The following is a 15106-nucleotide window of genomic DNA, read 5'->3' as shown; positions in this document are numbered from 1 at the left end:
AAGGATTTTCCTCACACCCTCGACATCATCATTGTTAGTAATCCCTGTTGACCTAACAAAACTTCTCTGATCAAACTCATAATTCCCACCCAAATTATTGGGGAAATATCCACACCTCCCAAGGGTGGGATAATTTTTCTTGTAGGAATCAAAAAAATTTCTGTGGGGAAAGCAATTAAACTAAATGGCAAACGCCTCAAGTCAACTTGGGGATACCAAGTCAAGATAATCCGGAAAATAAATAAAAATATCATCAATCCCAGTAAAATACCGAGAGTTAAGTTTGTTGCTGCAAGTGTAGTCATGATGTAGTAGTGATTTAGATCGAAATTTCACAGATTGAATTAAAGTCTTAAAACAAGTCGCAATGGGCTACGCCCCGCTGCGAATTGCCCCAATAAGTTTTGTGACGGAGATTTTACAAGGCAGCTTCGCGGGGTCATCCGACAGAAGCAAACCTGCCACCCCAGACAAAACACCGCAAAGTAAGGGGGGCTTTGACTAGGCTGTAAAGTTTGATATGACTTTCAGGCTTTTTATGCATACAATTTTTGTGTCATCGACTGGTTTCTAGGCTCTGCCTGTGAACCCTGAGCTTGAGGCTCCACCTCATATACTGACTGAAGAAGGTGTTCTTCCAACTCTGTATTTCTTGCCAGAAACAAGGAACAAGTTATGTCACAGATATTGCGTGAACTTTTAACTCTGAAAAAGCACAGAATCAACAGCCTAGGCTTTGCCTCCACTTAACTTTGTAAGAAAGCTGTCTCTAGAGACAGGGGAATCAAACCACCAGACTTTGTTGAATAAGTTGGGGTTCTGATAGCCTAAATACAGTCTGGTATTCAGGATTGACTCACAAAAATCAGCAAAACTTTAAGCTTTGTTAAGGGGTATTTACATTTTACCTGTAGGCGACTTGAATTCAGCACCCAGGTAAAAGCATTATTAAACTATGCTTTTACATTAAATACTTGCTTTTCAAGCATGTAATAGACTATTAGAATTAAAATAAAGTATGTAAACAAAGGTTGAAAAAAATGACACCTTCTTTAGCAAATTTTCTTTTGAGTTTGGTTGCAGGTACTGCGATTGTAGTTATCCCCGCTACTGTGTTCTTGATTTTTGTCAGTCAAAAAGACAAAATCCAGCGCGGTTAGTTTTCTGGGCAAGAGTTTGCTAGGATTTCCAAATTCGGCAAACTTTTTACCGAAAAACTGGGTTTAGAGCCACGTCCTTCTACGACGGCTTTATATTGTGATGTCGGTAAGCAGTACAGAATCTTTTCTAAGTTTATGGCTTCAAAGCACTTGATACTGCTTTGAAGCTTTAATATTGTTTATGAACTTCAGTTTGTAAAAAATCATTTGGCAAAAGCTAAGTTAAACTTAATTCAAAGATGTTGGTGCTAATTTTGGGTAATTTTCCAGCAGACTATGTTGTATTACCCTGAAGCTTTAATGTTATTGTGTCTAGTTACAGTAGAGATTGAAATTCCGAGTCGCTAACATATATTTGATATTGGGATAAGAATAATGGTGATTTTTGGGCTGAACTCAGCCAGTGTTCTGGCTCAGATAAATGTGGGAGCAACTCCAGCGTCGTTTTTAGGGATTTTCCTGGCTGTAGCTGGAGCGGGTCTTTATTTTTTGCGTAGCGTCAAACCAGAGTTAGCGCGGGATTATGATATATTTTTCGCCGCAGTAGGCTTACTTTGTGGTTTTATTCTGATTTTCCAAGGTTGGCGACTCGATCCAATTTTGCAGTTTAGTCAGTTATTGCTAGTTGGCTCTACTGTTTTTTTCGCTTACGATAGTATCCGTTTGCGAAAGATCGCCACCGAACAAGCTAAACGTGATACACCAATCGTGGATCGTGAGCGTCGGGTAAGTGACGATTATCGATATGGCGGTAATAACAGACGACCTTATCAAGCAGAACGGATGGATGCTGATTATGAGTCTCTACCCTACTATGAAGATGATGAGGATGGTAGACCCCAGCGTCGAATTACCGAAAGTCGAGAAAATCGTTCTTCCCGCAGCAATCGTGAGACTCGTGATGATAGTTACTACGACGATGATGCACCCGTAAATCGTTCATCTCGCCGTAATACTAGTAGCAATACTAATAATAGTGACCGTTCTGAAACAGCTTCTCGTGGTTCTAGTCGTCGTGGTGCTTCCCGTCCTAGCAGTCGGAATCCAGAAAGATCTGATGAAGAAGATTGGGGAACTCCCAGTAAACCGATTGAAGATGATTGGGAAAACTCTGGTAATCGTGAAGAAAAGCGTTCTCGGCGACGTAAAGATAGTTCTTCAGAGCCTTCAGTGTCTTCACAACGTCCATCAATGTACGAAGATGATGTTCAGGTTACACCCAAACCTAAGCGTCGTCGTCCGGCGAGTGATTCCGCACCAAAACGGGATGCCTATGGCGGGCGAAGCGATCGCATAAACGATGATGAGATGATTCCCACGACAGACTATGTTGACTACAAACCCATTGATCGTGATGAAGAGCCGAGAAATCCGATCAATTTTGACGATGATACCCCAATTACTTAATGTACAGGTCGTTAATTAAGCGACATCAATAGTTAAGGTGAAAAAAACTACACCTATATTCCGGCTCCACAAATCTTTACGTTGGAGTCTTCTTTTTGGATTAGTGAACTTGCTTTTTGGTTGTGGGGGAGAAAATATCCCCGCTGGTCCCACTTCCCTCAACAGCCGCTACACTGAGGAACAACCTGCCTTAAGTGGTAATGGTCGTTTTTTGGCGTTTGTTTCCAACCGTAATGGCTACCATCAAGCCTTGGTATACGATTTACAACAACAAAAATTTGTCAGCACTCCGCGTCTAAATCGCCCCGATACTGTTGTTGAGAGTCCTAGCTTGAGCTACACCGGGCGCTACATCGCCTACATTACCAGCGACCAAGGTAGACCTGTTGTGGCGCTTTATGACCGAGCATCCCAACAATCTCAAATTCTCACCCCCATTTATCGGGGTTGGGTACGTAATCCTGCTATTAGTCCCGATGGGCGCTATGTCGTATTTGAAACCACTATTCGAGGTCAGTGGGATGTGGAAGTACTGGATCGGGGTCCTGGTATTGAGTTGGATATACCCAATGGTGCAACAGTTTCTCAACCACCGGGGAATTAGAAGAGGTAGGGAGCAGGGGAGGCAGGGGAAGCAGGGGAAGCAGGGGAGGCAGGGGGAGTGAAGGAGAGAAAAATGACTAAAGAACTGTTTATACCAGTATTAGCAAGTTTGAGTTTACTAAGTGGTTGTGTTGGCTACCCTCGAATACTCAGTTATCCTTTTGATCCAGGTGGCAGAAGCCTTAATAGTTCGGCTTCGGAGTTAAATCCCCAAATATCTGGTCGGTATATTATTTATACAACTGACCGTCGAGGTACCCAAGATGTATATCTTTTTGATACTGTGACTCGAAACTTGGTGGATCTACCAGGGCTAAATTCCTATGACGCGATCGCATCTCACCCCAGTGTCTCGGATAATGGTCGCTATGTTGTTTTTGCCGCATCCCGTCAAGGTCGTTCGGCAATTTTTTTATTTGATCGCCAAACTCGGCAATCACGGAATCTAACGGCAAATTTGCCAGCAGAAGTCCGCAACCCCACTATCAGCGCAGACGGTAGTCGCATTGCTTTTGAAACCACGGTTAACGGACAGTGGGATGTTTTGGTTTATGAGGTTTCAGGAAGACAATTAGATATTCCCCAAGATCCAAGATAAGTTATTTTCCCCCTTTTCTTCTTACCCCTTTTTTTCTTCTGCTTGAACGGCTTCAATAAGCGATCGCACTTGGGCTGTACCCTGGGAAGGCTCGAACTTCATGGGAAATTTGCCGCGAGTTAGCATCTTGATTCCCAAGGGAGCGATACTCAGTAAACCTTTGAGATCTTTAAAAGAATTACCCACTACTTTTAAACCAAATTGCCGCTCATCTACCCAGCCACCTTCCTTAACTAGTTCAATTAAAACTTTACGGTGACGAATCGAACGGCTATCATCAGCTTGTTTACGATCTAAAATTTCTTGCTTAATCTTGGTAATTTGATCCATGGGAGCCACTTCCATCGGACAAACTGAGTTGCAATAATAACAACGGGTACAACCCCAAACCCCATCAGTTCCTTGATTATATTTTTCCAAACGGTTTTCAGTTTGATTGTCGCGGGAATCTAAAACCATCCGCGAAGCTTTTGCCAATGCATGGGGTCCGGCAAAATTGGGATTCACCTCACGAGCATTACACTCAGAATAACAAGCCCCACACATGATACAGTTACCAGTTTGGTCTAAACGCGATCGCTCTTCTTGTGTCTGCAAGAATTCACGTTCGGGAACCTGCCTCCCAGCAGTACTTACATAAGGCATAACTGCTTCCAAATTATCCCAAAAACTACTCATATCCACCACCAAATCCTTAATCACAGGCATGTTGCCAAGGGGAGCAATAGTAATTTCTGGGATAGTATTTTCTTTAGCATTTTTGCCGTTTTGTCCGGCAAAAATAATCTCACTGCCAACATTTTCTTTACAAGCTAAAGCCGAACGTCCGTTAATCCGGATTGCACAACTACCACAAATTGTATTCCGGCAATTTTTCCGAAACGCTAAAGTTCCATCCTGTTCCCACTTAATTTGATTTAGACAATCAAGGATTGTGTTACCAGCTTCAACATCTAAGCGGTAATTTTGTACTGATGCACAGGATTTTTCTGCTTGACGAAGAATTTTAAAAATAACTTCCATAACTAAAACCAAATTTTTTACTGCTACTTATGAAAAATTAGCCAGTCAAGTAAACTGACGACATAACGAGATAAATTGACACCATTAACACACTAAAGCAAAGAAGTTATTCTAGGCTTGAGCCGAAAAGCCATTTTTGACTTAGGCATCATTATGATGCCTAAACTACCCCTAACTTACCTTTTGTTACTCTCAAATTAAACATCAGAACTTCCATAGCTAGCTAATCAAACCTAAACTGATACCAGGATAACCATTAAAATCTCACTTCGAGAACTGTTGCATTAGCAATTTTGTCTAAAGCATAATAAGGTCTCCACCCATAACCCCGATATTCACTACCTTGTATCTGTGAATTTTATTTTGATGTTTATCCACACGTCCAGCAATCCTATAAACACCTAAAACTTCGGATCTCCAACAAAAGACCATTTTAATTTTGACAGGCTACTATAAGCTACTTGAGTTTTAAGTCAGATTGATGTACTTGTACAGATCAAAAAATTTACGAAAATTAGTATTTCTCCCACTTACCCATAGCCACTTGTTTTGACATTTTCGGGATTTTACAGAACTCAAGGGACATTACCTGCTCAAAAAACAGAATTATCCTCAACTAATTTACCCTTATCCCATCTACCTTCATCGTCAAATCTGTAGAAGGAATGGTAATGCCGAGGGTTTTGGATATATAGAATTGTTAAATATGATGATGAGCAAGAAAATCTCTCTATCGATAACTGATATTTGTAACTCTCACCAAAACCATCTGCCGAAATTAAATGAATTTTGACAAAAGCATCTGCATAATCCTGATCCCAACAACCGATATTTTGAGATAAAGTGTAATCACAAGTTTAATTCAAAATTAAACAATTATTTTGCTATTATTAGTCCATGCTAGTATTTAATAGAAAATTACAAAGCCACAAAACCAGTAAAAAATGCCGTACAACTGCGGCTAACATTACTTTTGTTCTTTGTAATCTTCACCAGATGTGATTTTACACATCTTTAACATCAAGCAATAAAAGGTTGTATACTCATACAACATGGCGATAATACTATGCAGCCTAAAGCTGAAGTGTGTCATTGGGTAAAATCCATAGACTCAGAAGCAATAAAGGCAAGTGCTGAAAGTAAAAACCTGCAATTTCAAAGTTTTACAACTGACTTAGAGTTGTAGAAGTTCTAAGAATTGTCAAGCTTGCTGAAAATGGCACTGTTACATTGGGTCAATAAATAAAAATATTTCGTTTTAGATGGTAAATAATCGTTAAAATTACCATCGAATGAGCGAAATCAAATCCTATTAAGCCATCTCATAGCAAAAGATGTGGGATTGCTGCGATTAGGAATTTTCCCTTTAATTTAGGGTATTGACAGCCCTTGTGCAGATGTCGAAAAACCATGTCATGGCAACAACATTGGTTTAAACATTTGGAGATAGTAAGGATATTGAGAGCATAATGAGTGAGACTGCAACTGCACCATTAACTGGAAAATCACTGCTTGCGAAGGTAAAAGAACTTTCTAACTTACCTCGCCGGGAACGGGCAAAGCAGTGTGGTTATTACACCACTACAAAAGGTGGTCAAGTTAGAGTAAATCTAACGGATTTTTATGATGCTTTGCTTTCAGCAAGAGGGATTCCTTTAAGTCCTGAAGCACCAAAAGATGGTCGGGGTCGTGAACCGACATATCGGGTTAGCGTTCATCAAAATGGGCAAATTGTAATTGGTGCAACCTATACCAAGGCAATGGGCTTAAAATCTGGTGACGAATTTGAAATTAAGCTGGGATATAAGCATATTCATTTGATTCAAGTTGACGCTGACAAAAGGTTAGGTGGAGATCTTGACTTAGAAGCAGATGAAGATGATGAAGATGAAGATGAGTAAATTTGGTAAATAGAGGTGGTAACTAAATAATAGAAGTTAAGATGTTTGGGATAAAGCTACGTCCCAATCAATCTAACTGCTTTAAATTCATGCTTGCCACCTTAGAGATGAAGTAAAATCAACTCGAAATAACCCTCGATACATCAGAATAGAGCTAAGTGATTAGCTGCGCTCAACTCGCTGTTAAAGTATAATTGCTTACTCAAAACGGAAGCTATTGCAATTGTGTATACCGCTTCTTTTCAGTGATGGTCTAAATGTAGATTTTTTGAGACTTTGCTTTTGTATAAAGCAAAAATATCAGGTTGTTTGCTTGAGATAAACAACCTGATATTTTTTTTGCCAAACTAAATTTTCCCGCAAATATTTCTAACCAAAATTCTAACCAAAAGGAGTTAGACGCTTAATTGCCCTACCTGCTACATCTCCATACCGTAACTGTCCACAGAGGATTTTACCCATCAATTGAGGACCGGAAGGACGCTTAATCCCGACCTTATAACCAACTTTAGGAAAGCGGTAGAATAAACCAGCAATTTTTGCTGCCCATGCCATATCACTACCCCATTCATCATTCATAATGTCTGAGTAGTTTTTCAAGGCACCAGGATTACCACCTAAAGCTTGATCAATAGCTTCCGAGGCTTTAATTCCACTATAGATAGAAGGACGAATTCCTTCTGCTGTCATCGGGTCAACCACACAAGCAGCTTCACCAGCTAAAACAGCATTTTGGGTATGGAGAGTTTGTTCACCATTCCACAAACACAAAGCATGACCATACTGTTTGCAAGAACTGATATTCAAGCCAAAACTTTTACCATATTCATCCAAAATCTTTTTAAAATCTTGGGGTTCACCACCGATAAAAGTACCGACACCAATTGAGTAACCATCGGCTTTGGGAAAGTTCCAGACATAGCCATTTTTGACCATTCCGAACTCAAAATCGATGATGTTGGTGTTGGGAACTGTGGCAACAGCTTCGGCTTCTAAAGCCGCAGCTAGACGGCGCTTACGCTCTTTGAAACCAAGCCATTTCGCCATTGGACCTTTGGCACCATCAGCAGCAATTATATATTTCCCGGTGATGGGACCATTTGCGGTATTAACTTGCCAATGATCGCTTTTAAATTCAATTCCAGTAACTTCAGTGTTATCACGGAGTTCAGCACCTTGTTTTTGTGCTTGCTGGACTAAGAAATGGTCAAATACATCACGGCGCACCATCCATACGGGTTCGGGAGTTTCTAGTTTCACCGAAACTGGATCTTCCATATTCCAAGTACAGCGAATGGTGTCAGCTTTGACTGAAATTGCAGGGCTAAAGTCAAAATCAAACCATTGCGCGATCGCAGGTGACACTCCACCTCCACAGGGCTTATATCGAGGTAAAGATTCCTTTTCTAGAATTAATACTGAATGTCCACGTTTGGCTAAATGATACGCGGCGCTGCCACCCGCTGGTCCGGCACCGACAATTATACAGTCATACATAAGGCTGAATGATTGCTCCTCAACTCGTTTACTAGGAAATCCGGGGATTTTACGGATAGATAATTGAAAAATTCCGTAAATAATCTAGGTTAATTTGGAACTGCCACGTAAGCTACGCATTTACAGTTTAGTGGTACTGATCTAAATCTTTATTCTTGGTAACTCAAATTCATCCGTAAATATATTTTATTTGCTTACGTGAAGCCATGACTTATTTAACACCATTATCTGGCTTTTGATTGACCAGATTGGCAAAATTTCTCAGTTTTTAGCTTTGAGACATGATAAGAAGGCAAAAACGGGAAAAAGTCAACAATAGTTTGACAATTTCCCGTTTTAACTGCTCTCAGGCATCATCCAAAAATCATTTGAACCCTTTTAATTGAGAAGTAAAGCTTGTAGGCTGTTTCCCATTCAATTTGTGCAGTTATTTTTGCGAGACTTCTAAGAAGCTGAATTATCAGACAGTTGTAATGTCCTTTTCTTTTTCTACTAGCAACTCACTAATTTTGGCATTGTATTTATCGGTGAGTTTTTGTAATTTGTCTTGCTGATCGCGGGATTCATCTTCCGACATTTCCCCAGCTTTCTCTTGTTTCCGAATTGCATCTACAGTATCTCGGCGGATATTACGAATAGCCACCCGTCCCTCTTCAGCGTATTTGGCAGCAAGTTTGACAAACTCTTTACGGCGATCGCTAGTTAGTGGTGGAATATTTAATCTAATCACCGAACCGTCATTACTGGGGGTTAATCCCACATCAGATAATGAAATTGCCTTTTCCACCGCATTGAGGCTACTTTTATCATAGGGTTGAATCAAGATAGTTGTAGCATCGGGTGTGCTGATGTTAACCAGCGATTTTAAAGGTGTTGGCGTGCCATAATACTCCACCGTCACTTTATCAAGTAGGCTGGAATTGGCGCGACCAGTGCGAATTGTGTTAAAAGCCCGCAAAGTTGCCTCTACAGTCTTTTGCATCGTACTCTCAGCTTCAGCTAATTTCACAGGAACCTCCCACAAGCGTGCCAATCGATTCTCCCATAACTGCACGCTTGATGTTACCCCTGACGGTGAGGTCAAAAACTAAAATGGGGATATTGTTTTCTTTGCATAGAGCAATAGCAGTGCTATCCATTACCCGTAAATCTTTTGCTAGAACATGGTTATAAGTTAAAGTATTGTAACGTCTGGCATCGGGAACCTCCATCGGATCAGCATCATAGATACCGTCTACTTTGGTGGCTTTAAAAATCACCTCGGCTTCGATTTCCGCAGCACGTAATGCCGCAGCAGTATCAGTAGTGAAAAAAGGATTACCTGAACCAGCGCCAAAAATCACCACCCGCCCCTTTTCTAGGTGACGAATCGCTTTGCGGCGAATGTAAGGTTCAGCTAATTCTTGCATAGCGATCGCAGTTTGTACTCGCGTCTCGATATTAATCTGTTCTAAGGAGTCTTGTAGCGTCATGGCATTCATTACCGTAGCAATCATGCCGATGTAGTCAGCGTTTGCCCGATCCATTCCTGCTGATGCAGCTTTAACTCCGCGAAAAATATTTCCACCGCCAACAACGATGGCAATTTCAACACCTGTGGCTACTACCTCTGCTACCTCTTGTGCTATTTCCTTGACCACTTCGGGGTCAATGCCATAGCCCATGTTGCCCATTAAGGCTTCACCGCTTAGTTTAAGTAAAACCCTTCGGTAATTTCTACCCATGAAGTTATATCTATCTCAAAGAAAAAGTTGCAATTTCCTCCAACTTAAGATAGCAGTGAGCGTGACAATCTGTCTCTAGTGGTTGGTCAACTTCTACTTGAAGTTAGCGGTTGTTTATACTGAGAATGAAAAATTTATACGTGATATTTTTACAAAGATTAGATCGATTTACGGAACTAATAGTTTCCAATATATGAATTAATTTTATTTTTGAGCGTAGAATTATGTAGATTCCAAATATTGTACCCATAATGACTAAATGATGGCACCGAGGAATGCCAAGATATTTAACAGTTATCAGTTATCAGTTGTCAGTTATCAGTTGGGAGTCTGAATCTCCCACGTTTAAAAGTAGCGGGTTTTAGTTGGGGTGGTTACTAAGCAATTCAACAGGCTCACTGTGTCACTTTTTCCTGTCTTAAATCCGCAACTCAAACTGTGATAACTGTCCACTGTTCACTGTTCACTGATTTAACAGAAGCGTATTTATCCTCCCATGCCAGAACTGCACCAATCTATTGCCCAGCACTACCATGAACGAACGAAGTATGATCCAGAAACCATCGCCTCTAGAAGTCAAAGTTTGGACTGGTCAAAACAACCAGTTCCGTTTAAAGAATATAAAATAGGTGCGACGTTTGATTTAAAGTCTTATATTCAAGAAGCACCAGAAGCATTTGCGAATAACCCTGATGGGCAATGGTGGCGGAGATTGTCACGATTGCTATTTTGCAGCTACGGATTAACTGCGAGAATGCCGTCGATGGGAAATACCGTGTATTTACGTTCATCTCCCAGTGCTGGCGGTTTATATCCAGCTGAAATTTATTTGGTTTCTAAGGGTACGCCTTTACTACCACCCGGTCTTTATAATTATCAGTGTCGAACCCATTCCCTGATGCATTTTTGGGAAAGTAATGTTTGGCAAAATTTGCAGGAAGCTTGTTTTTGGCATCCTTCTTTAGAAAATACTCAAATAGCTTTGGTAATTACATCAGTTTTCTACCGTTCTGCATGGCGTTATGAAGATCGTGCATATCGGCGAATTTTCTTAGATACAGGACATTTGCTAGGTAATATTGAGTTGGCAGCAGCTATTAGTGATTATCGCCCCCATTTAATCGGCGGATTTATTGATCAAGCTGTAGATGAAATGCTGTATATTGACCCTCAACAAGAAAGCGCGATCGCTGTTTTGCCTCTAGCCGATTTACTCGATATTAATCAAAATTTACCCACCGGACGCACCGCTTTACCTTCTGCAACCGAAACCGAATATCCTCATCTCCCTGATGGTGAACTACTCCCGTACTTTCACCGGATGACACAAATTCAGCCGGGAACAACTGGTAAACTTAATCTCCCAGAGATTAAACAAGAAAAATCTATCGAAGATAAATATAACTTTCCTTTCTGTCAGAAATTTGCCACTCAAACTACGCAGATTGATTGGGGAGAAAAGTTAGATAAACTGGAAAGTACAATTCTCAAACGTCGTTCTACTAGGGCTTACAGTGGCGATGATTTAACCCTTGATGAACTAAAATCACTGTTGGATTTTACGTATCAATCGGAACATTATCTAGACCAAGGATTAGATATTTGCCCTGACTATTTTGACCTAAACCTGATCCAAACCTTTATTGTCACTTCTGGAGTCGAAGGCTTGGAAACTGGCTGCTACTACTATGCACCCAAAGCTCAAGAATTACGTCAAATTCGCTTTAAAAACTTTCGTAGAGAGTTACATTTTCTCTGCTTAGGACAAGAACTAGGTCGTGATGCCTCCGCTGTAATTTTTCATACGGCAGATTTAAGGGCAGCTGTCCATCAATATGGCGATCGAGTTTACCGCTATTTGCATATGGATGCTGGGCATTTAGGACAAAAGCTGAATTTAGCGGCTACTCGTCTAAGTATTGGTGTAAGTGGAATTGGTGGATTTTTTGATGACAAAGTGAATGAAGTCTTAGGCATTCCTATTGATGAAGCTGTTTTGTATATTACAACTCTAGGAAGACAAAGATAAAAGTATCGGAATTTTTGTGCCAAAATATAGCTTTTGTCATCTAGTTTTTCCTACTGAACACACTAGAGAAACTCACCCAGAAAGTCGAAGGGATCTTCATCCCAAGAAGGTTCAGGAACCATCAAACTTAGTTTTGACATAACCTCAGCTTCGATTTCATCACCGTCTTGTCTATCAAATAATATTATCAAAGCTAACCAGTCACGATCCTTCAGAGGTGCTAAGGGTGCTGCATGATTATATCCCTCATGGCTAGCTGCGGAATCAAGATGCCAATTTTGAGATGACTTTTGGGGAAACTTATCAGTCACAGCTAATCAATAGGAAATTTTGCTTAAATAATCCATTTAATGTTCTGGATTATACATTTTTGATACATACTCGAATATTCACACTTCAACCTGATACTACCGGAAAATTGTACCTTTATCTTGCAGTGGTCACTTGCTGTCGCACGGGAATTTTAATGATAAATTCCGAACTAATACCTTCGGTAGAAATACATATTAATTGTCCATGATGACGTTCGGTAATAATCTGATAGCTAATTGATAAACCCATTCCCGTACCTTTCCCGACTGGTTTAGTTGTAAAAAATGGATCAAATAACCTTTTACAAACAACTTCGGGCATTCCTCCAGCATTATCTTTAATACTAATTTCAACTTGATTATGATCAATAACTTTGGTTGATATATGAATTTGCGGTGTTCCAGATAAACTGTTATACCTCTCTTCTAAGACATCAATCGCATTGACTATAATATTCATGAAAACTTGATTTAATTGCCCAGGATAGCACTCAACCAGTGGCAACTGATTATATTGTTTAATCACCTCAACACCAGCAAGATATTCTCTACCCTTAAGACGATGTTGCAAAATCATTAATGTACTGTCAATGCCATCATGAATATCTGCTTGTTTAAATTCAGCTTCATCAAGTCGAGAAAAACTGCGTAGGCTTAAAACAATTTCTCGAATTCGTTGTGTACCAACTTTCATTGATGTAAGCAATTTTGGTAAATCTTCAACCACAAAATCAAAATCAATTTCTTCTCGTATTTTTAGAACTTCGCTTACAGGTTCGGGGTAATGTTTTTGATATACATTAATTAAATTTAGTAAATCTTTTGTATATTCACGGGCAGGGGCAAGATTTCCGTGAATAAAATTTACTGGATTATTAATTTCGTGAGCAACACCTGCAACTAGTTGCCCAAGTGATGACATTTTTTCGCTTTGAATTAGTTGTGTTTGGGCAATTTGTAATTCTTTTAATGCTTCTTCAGTTTCTTGTGTTTTAATTTGACTTTGGCGGTAAAGTTCTGCTTGATTTAAAGCAATCATTAGTTGAGAAATCACTGATTCTAATAATTCGACTTCAAAATCATTCCACATCCGTACTGAGCGATTATGACTACAACTAACAGCACAAATTGCACCGGAATTGGTCTTACCAGGAATGGATAAAAAAGATTTGTGACCTAGGGACAACAAAAATTCTTTTAAATCCCGGTTTTTCAGCATTTCTACATTATCAATTCTTTGAATTTTTAGCCCCAACATCAAGTTACTTAAAGATGTTATTTCTGAAATTGGATAGCAACCGCTAAAATCTGCTAAATCAGGGTGATGAGAGTCTTTCACAACCTCCCAATATGGGTTTTCAATTTCGTGATGGTACCAAGCGAAATGACACGAATCAATTTCTAATAAACCACGGATTTCTTCTACAGTTGTACTTAGAATATAATCAAAATCTAAAGAACCACGAATTTGATTAATAATACAATTAAGTAATTTCTCTCGCTGCGCTTTTTGTTGAATCAAAATTTCTGATTCTAATTTATCTTCTTCAATATTTTTGCGTTCCGTAATATCTTCAGAAATAACCAAGACACCAACTACATTTCCACTAGTATCATGAAGTGGTAATTTACTAGTATCAAGCCAAACTTTTGTACCATCTGCTTGCAGATGTTGCTGAATAATATGAATTTCTGGTGTATCTGTTTCCATGATTCGGCTATTATTTTTTCGGAAAGCATCTGCATCTTTATAGTTACATGACAATTGATAATCAGTTTTACCAATAATTTTTTCAGGTGTAATAACCCCGACAGCAACAGCCAGTTTACGGTTACACCCCATATAAACTAAGTTGCGATTTTGCCAAGAAATAGATTGGGGGATTGTATCTATAACTATCTGTAAAATTTCTTTCGATTTTCGTAATTCTTCTTCTGTGTGTTTGCGCTTATTAATACTCATACCCACACCCCGAAATCCAATGACATTTTCATTTTCATCCAGTAATGGGATACCGTTAACCTCCTCCCAAAATATTTCTCCATAGGGAGTTATATTACGATGTTCGAGTTTAAAACTAGTTTTGTTAATGTATGAGTCTTTTAAAGTTTTTCCAATTAATTCTATGTCTTCCTTGGGCATGAAATCCACTAGAGAACGACCGAGTAGTTCTTCAGGCTCATAGCCTTTAACACATTTAGATTTGCCTGCTAAAAAGGTATATTTTAAGTTTTTATCCACCTCCCAAATATATTCCCCTATTGCCTCAGATATATCTTGAAAACGTCGCTTAATTTTGGATAGTTCATCTTCAATAATTTTGATAACTGAGTTATATTCAGATTCTTTGAATTTTAGTTTTTCAATATTACGAATGACATATTGGAAAAAGAAATTATTACCTTTTCTATGAGATGTTAAAGTTATTTCTGTCCAGAAGGTAGCACCATCCAAAGTTTGATTAAGCCACTCGAAAACAGAGTTGACATCAGTTATAGCAGCTTGAAGATGTTGAGCAAATAATTGCTCTGATGAAATGCCACTGGGTTGAAATTCAGGTGAAAAATCTAGAATATTTTTACCAATAAAATCTTCTTTTTGGAAGCATTTAAACATCTCGATAGATGCAATATTACATTCAATAAATTCCTCTTCATTGGCAATAATAATTGCATCACCTGCTATTTCAAAAAAATGGCGAAGCGCCATATCAAAATCTTGACAATGGAGTGATGGTTGATTTTGAATGATAGATACTTCTGAATTATCACTTTGCATAAAGCTAACCAATCAAGAGGCAGTAACAACAGGTTATTTTTTGCTGTTTGTACATATTATTCCCAAAAATATTT

13 protein-coding genes are annotated in these 15106 nt (G+C 39.2%); 6 read left to right on the top strand and 7 right to left on the bottom strand.

What is annotated here, in order from left to right:
* Nucleotides 1-11: 11 nt before the first annotated feature.
* Nucleotides 12-305 (bottom strand): YggT family protein, encoded by a 294-nt coding sequence (locus CAL6303_RS23685; RefSeq protein ID WP_015200367.1) that lies wholly within the window; start codon nucleotides 303-305, stop codon nucleotides 12-14.
* Nucleotides 306-1040: 735 nt separating this feature from the next.
* Here CAL6303_RS23685 and psbX point away from each other — a divergent pair.
* The 4 genes from psbX (at nucleotide 1041) to CAL6303_RS23665 (ending at nucleotide 3768) form a co-directional block, all read left to right on the top strand.
* The gene (psbX, locus tag CAL6303_RS23680) at nucleotides 1041-1160 is read left to right on the top strand and encodes a photosystem II reaction center X protein (protein ID WP_015200366.1); all 120 of its coding nucleotides are present in this window, start codon (nucleotides 1041-1043) and stop codon (nucleotides 1158-1160) included.
* Between the two features lie 375 nt (nucleotides 1161-1535).
* Nucleotides 1536-2567: a Ycf66 family protein gene (locus tag CAL6303_RS23675; protein WP_015200365.1), complete on the top strand. Its 1032-nt coding sequence runs from the start codon at nucleotides 1536-1538 to the stop codon at nucleotides 2565-2567.
* 37 nt (nucleotides 2568-2604) lie between these two features.
* Nucleotides 2605-3171 (top strand): TolB family protein, encoded by a 567-nt coding sequence (locus CAL6303_RS23670; protein ID WP_015200364.1) that lies wholly within the window; start codon nucleotides 2605-2607, stop codon nucleotides 3169-3171.
* A gap of 72 nt (nucleotides 3172-3243) precedes the next feature.
* Nucleotides 3244-3768: a TolB family protein gene (locus tag CAL6303_RS23665; RefSeq protein ID WP_015200363.1), complete on the top strand. Its 525-nt coding sequence runs from the start codon at nucleotides 3244-3246 to the stop codon at nucleotides 3766-3768.
* A 21-nt stretch (nucleotides 3769-3789) separates the two neighbouring features.
* Here the strand turns inward: CAL6303_RS23665 and CAL6303_RS23660 are convergent, their stop codons facing one another.
* Nucleotides 3790-4791, bottom strand: a complete 1002-nt coding sequence (locus tag CAL6303_RS23660) for a succinate dehydrogenase/fumarate reductase iron-sulfur subunit (RefSeq protein WP_015200362.1) — start codon at nucleotides 4789-4791, stop codon at nucleotides 3790-3792.
* 1469 nt (nucleotides 4792-6260) lie between these two features.
* Here CAL6303_RS23660 and CAL6303_RS23655 point away from each other — a divergent pair.
* Nucleotides 6261-6692, top strand: a complete 432-nt coding sequence (locus CAL6303_RS23655; RefSeq protein ID WP_015200360.1) for an AbrB family transcriptional regulator — start codon at nucleotides 6261-6263, stop codon at nucleotides 6690-6692.
* A gap of 381 nt (nucleotides 6693-7073) precedes the next feature.
* Here the strand turns inward: CAL6303_RS23655 and CAL6303_RS23650 are convergent, their stop codons facing one another.
* The 3 genes from CAL6303_RS23650 to pyrH all read right to left on the bottom strand — a co-directional run bounded on the left by CAL6303_RS23650 (nucleotide 7074) and on the right by pyrH (nucleotide 9913).
* Nucleotides 7074-8189, bottom strand: a complete 1116-nt coding sequence (locus CAL6303_RS23650) for a geranylgeranyl reductase family protein (protein ID WP_015200359.1) — start codon at nucleotides 8187-8189, stop codon at nucleotides 7074-7076.
* 460 nt (nucleotides 8190-8649) lie between these two features.
* Entirely contained in the window at nucleotides 8650-9198 is a 549-nt protein-coding gene (gene frr / locus CAL6303_RS23645; RefSeq protein WP_015200358.1) for a ribosome recycling factor, read from the bottom strand.
* On the bottom strand, nucleotides 9185-9913 hold the full coding sequence (pyrH, locus tag CAL6303_RS23640; RefSeq protein WP_015200357.1) for a UMP kinase: 729 nt from the start codon (nucleotides 9911-9913) through the stop codon (nucleotides 9185-9187). Before pyrH ends, frr begins: the two co-directional genes overlap by 14 nt.
* A gap of 496 nt (nucleotides 9914-10409) precedes the next feature.
* Between pyrH and CAL6303_RS23635 the strand changes: the two genes are divergently transcribed.
* Nucleotides 10410-11942, top strand: coding sequence for a SagB/ThcOx family dehydrogenase (locus CAL6303_RS23635; protein WP_015200356.1), 1533 nt, complete (start codon nucleotides 10410-10412; stop codon nucleotides 11940-11942).
* 62 nt (nucleotides 11943-12004) lie between these two features.
* Here the strand turns inward: CAL6303_RS23635 and CAL6303_RS23630 are convergent, their stop codons facing one another.
* Complete coding sequence (locus tag CAL6303_RS23630; RefSeq protein ID WP_015200355.1) at nucleotides 12005-12253, bottom strand: hypothetical protein; 249 nt, start codon at nucleotides 12251-12253, stop codon at nucleotides 12005-12007.
* Nucleotides 12254-12368: 115 nt separating this feature from the next.
* Nucleotides 12369-15032: a PAS domain S-box protein gene (locus tag CAL6303_RS23625; protein ID WP_015200354.1), complete on the bottom strand. Its 2664-nt coding sequence runs from the start codon at nucleotides 15030-15032 to the stop codon at nucleotides 12369-12371.
* Between the last annotated feature and the right edge of the window lie 74 nt (nucleotides 15033-15106).

Source organism: Calothrix sp. PCC 6303 (assembly GCF_000317435.1).
Lineage (GTDB): Bacteria > Cyanobacteriota > Cyanobacteriia > Cyanobacteriales > Nostocaceae > PCC-6303.
This window is presented reverse-complemented; position numbering and strand designations above follow the sequence as displayed.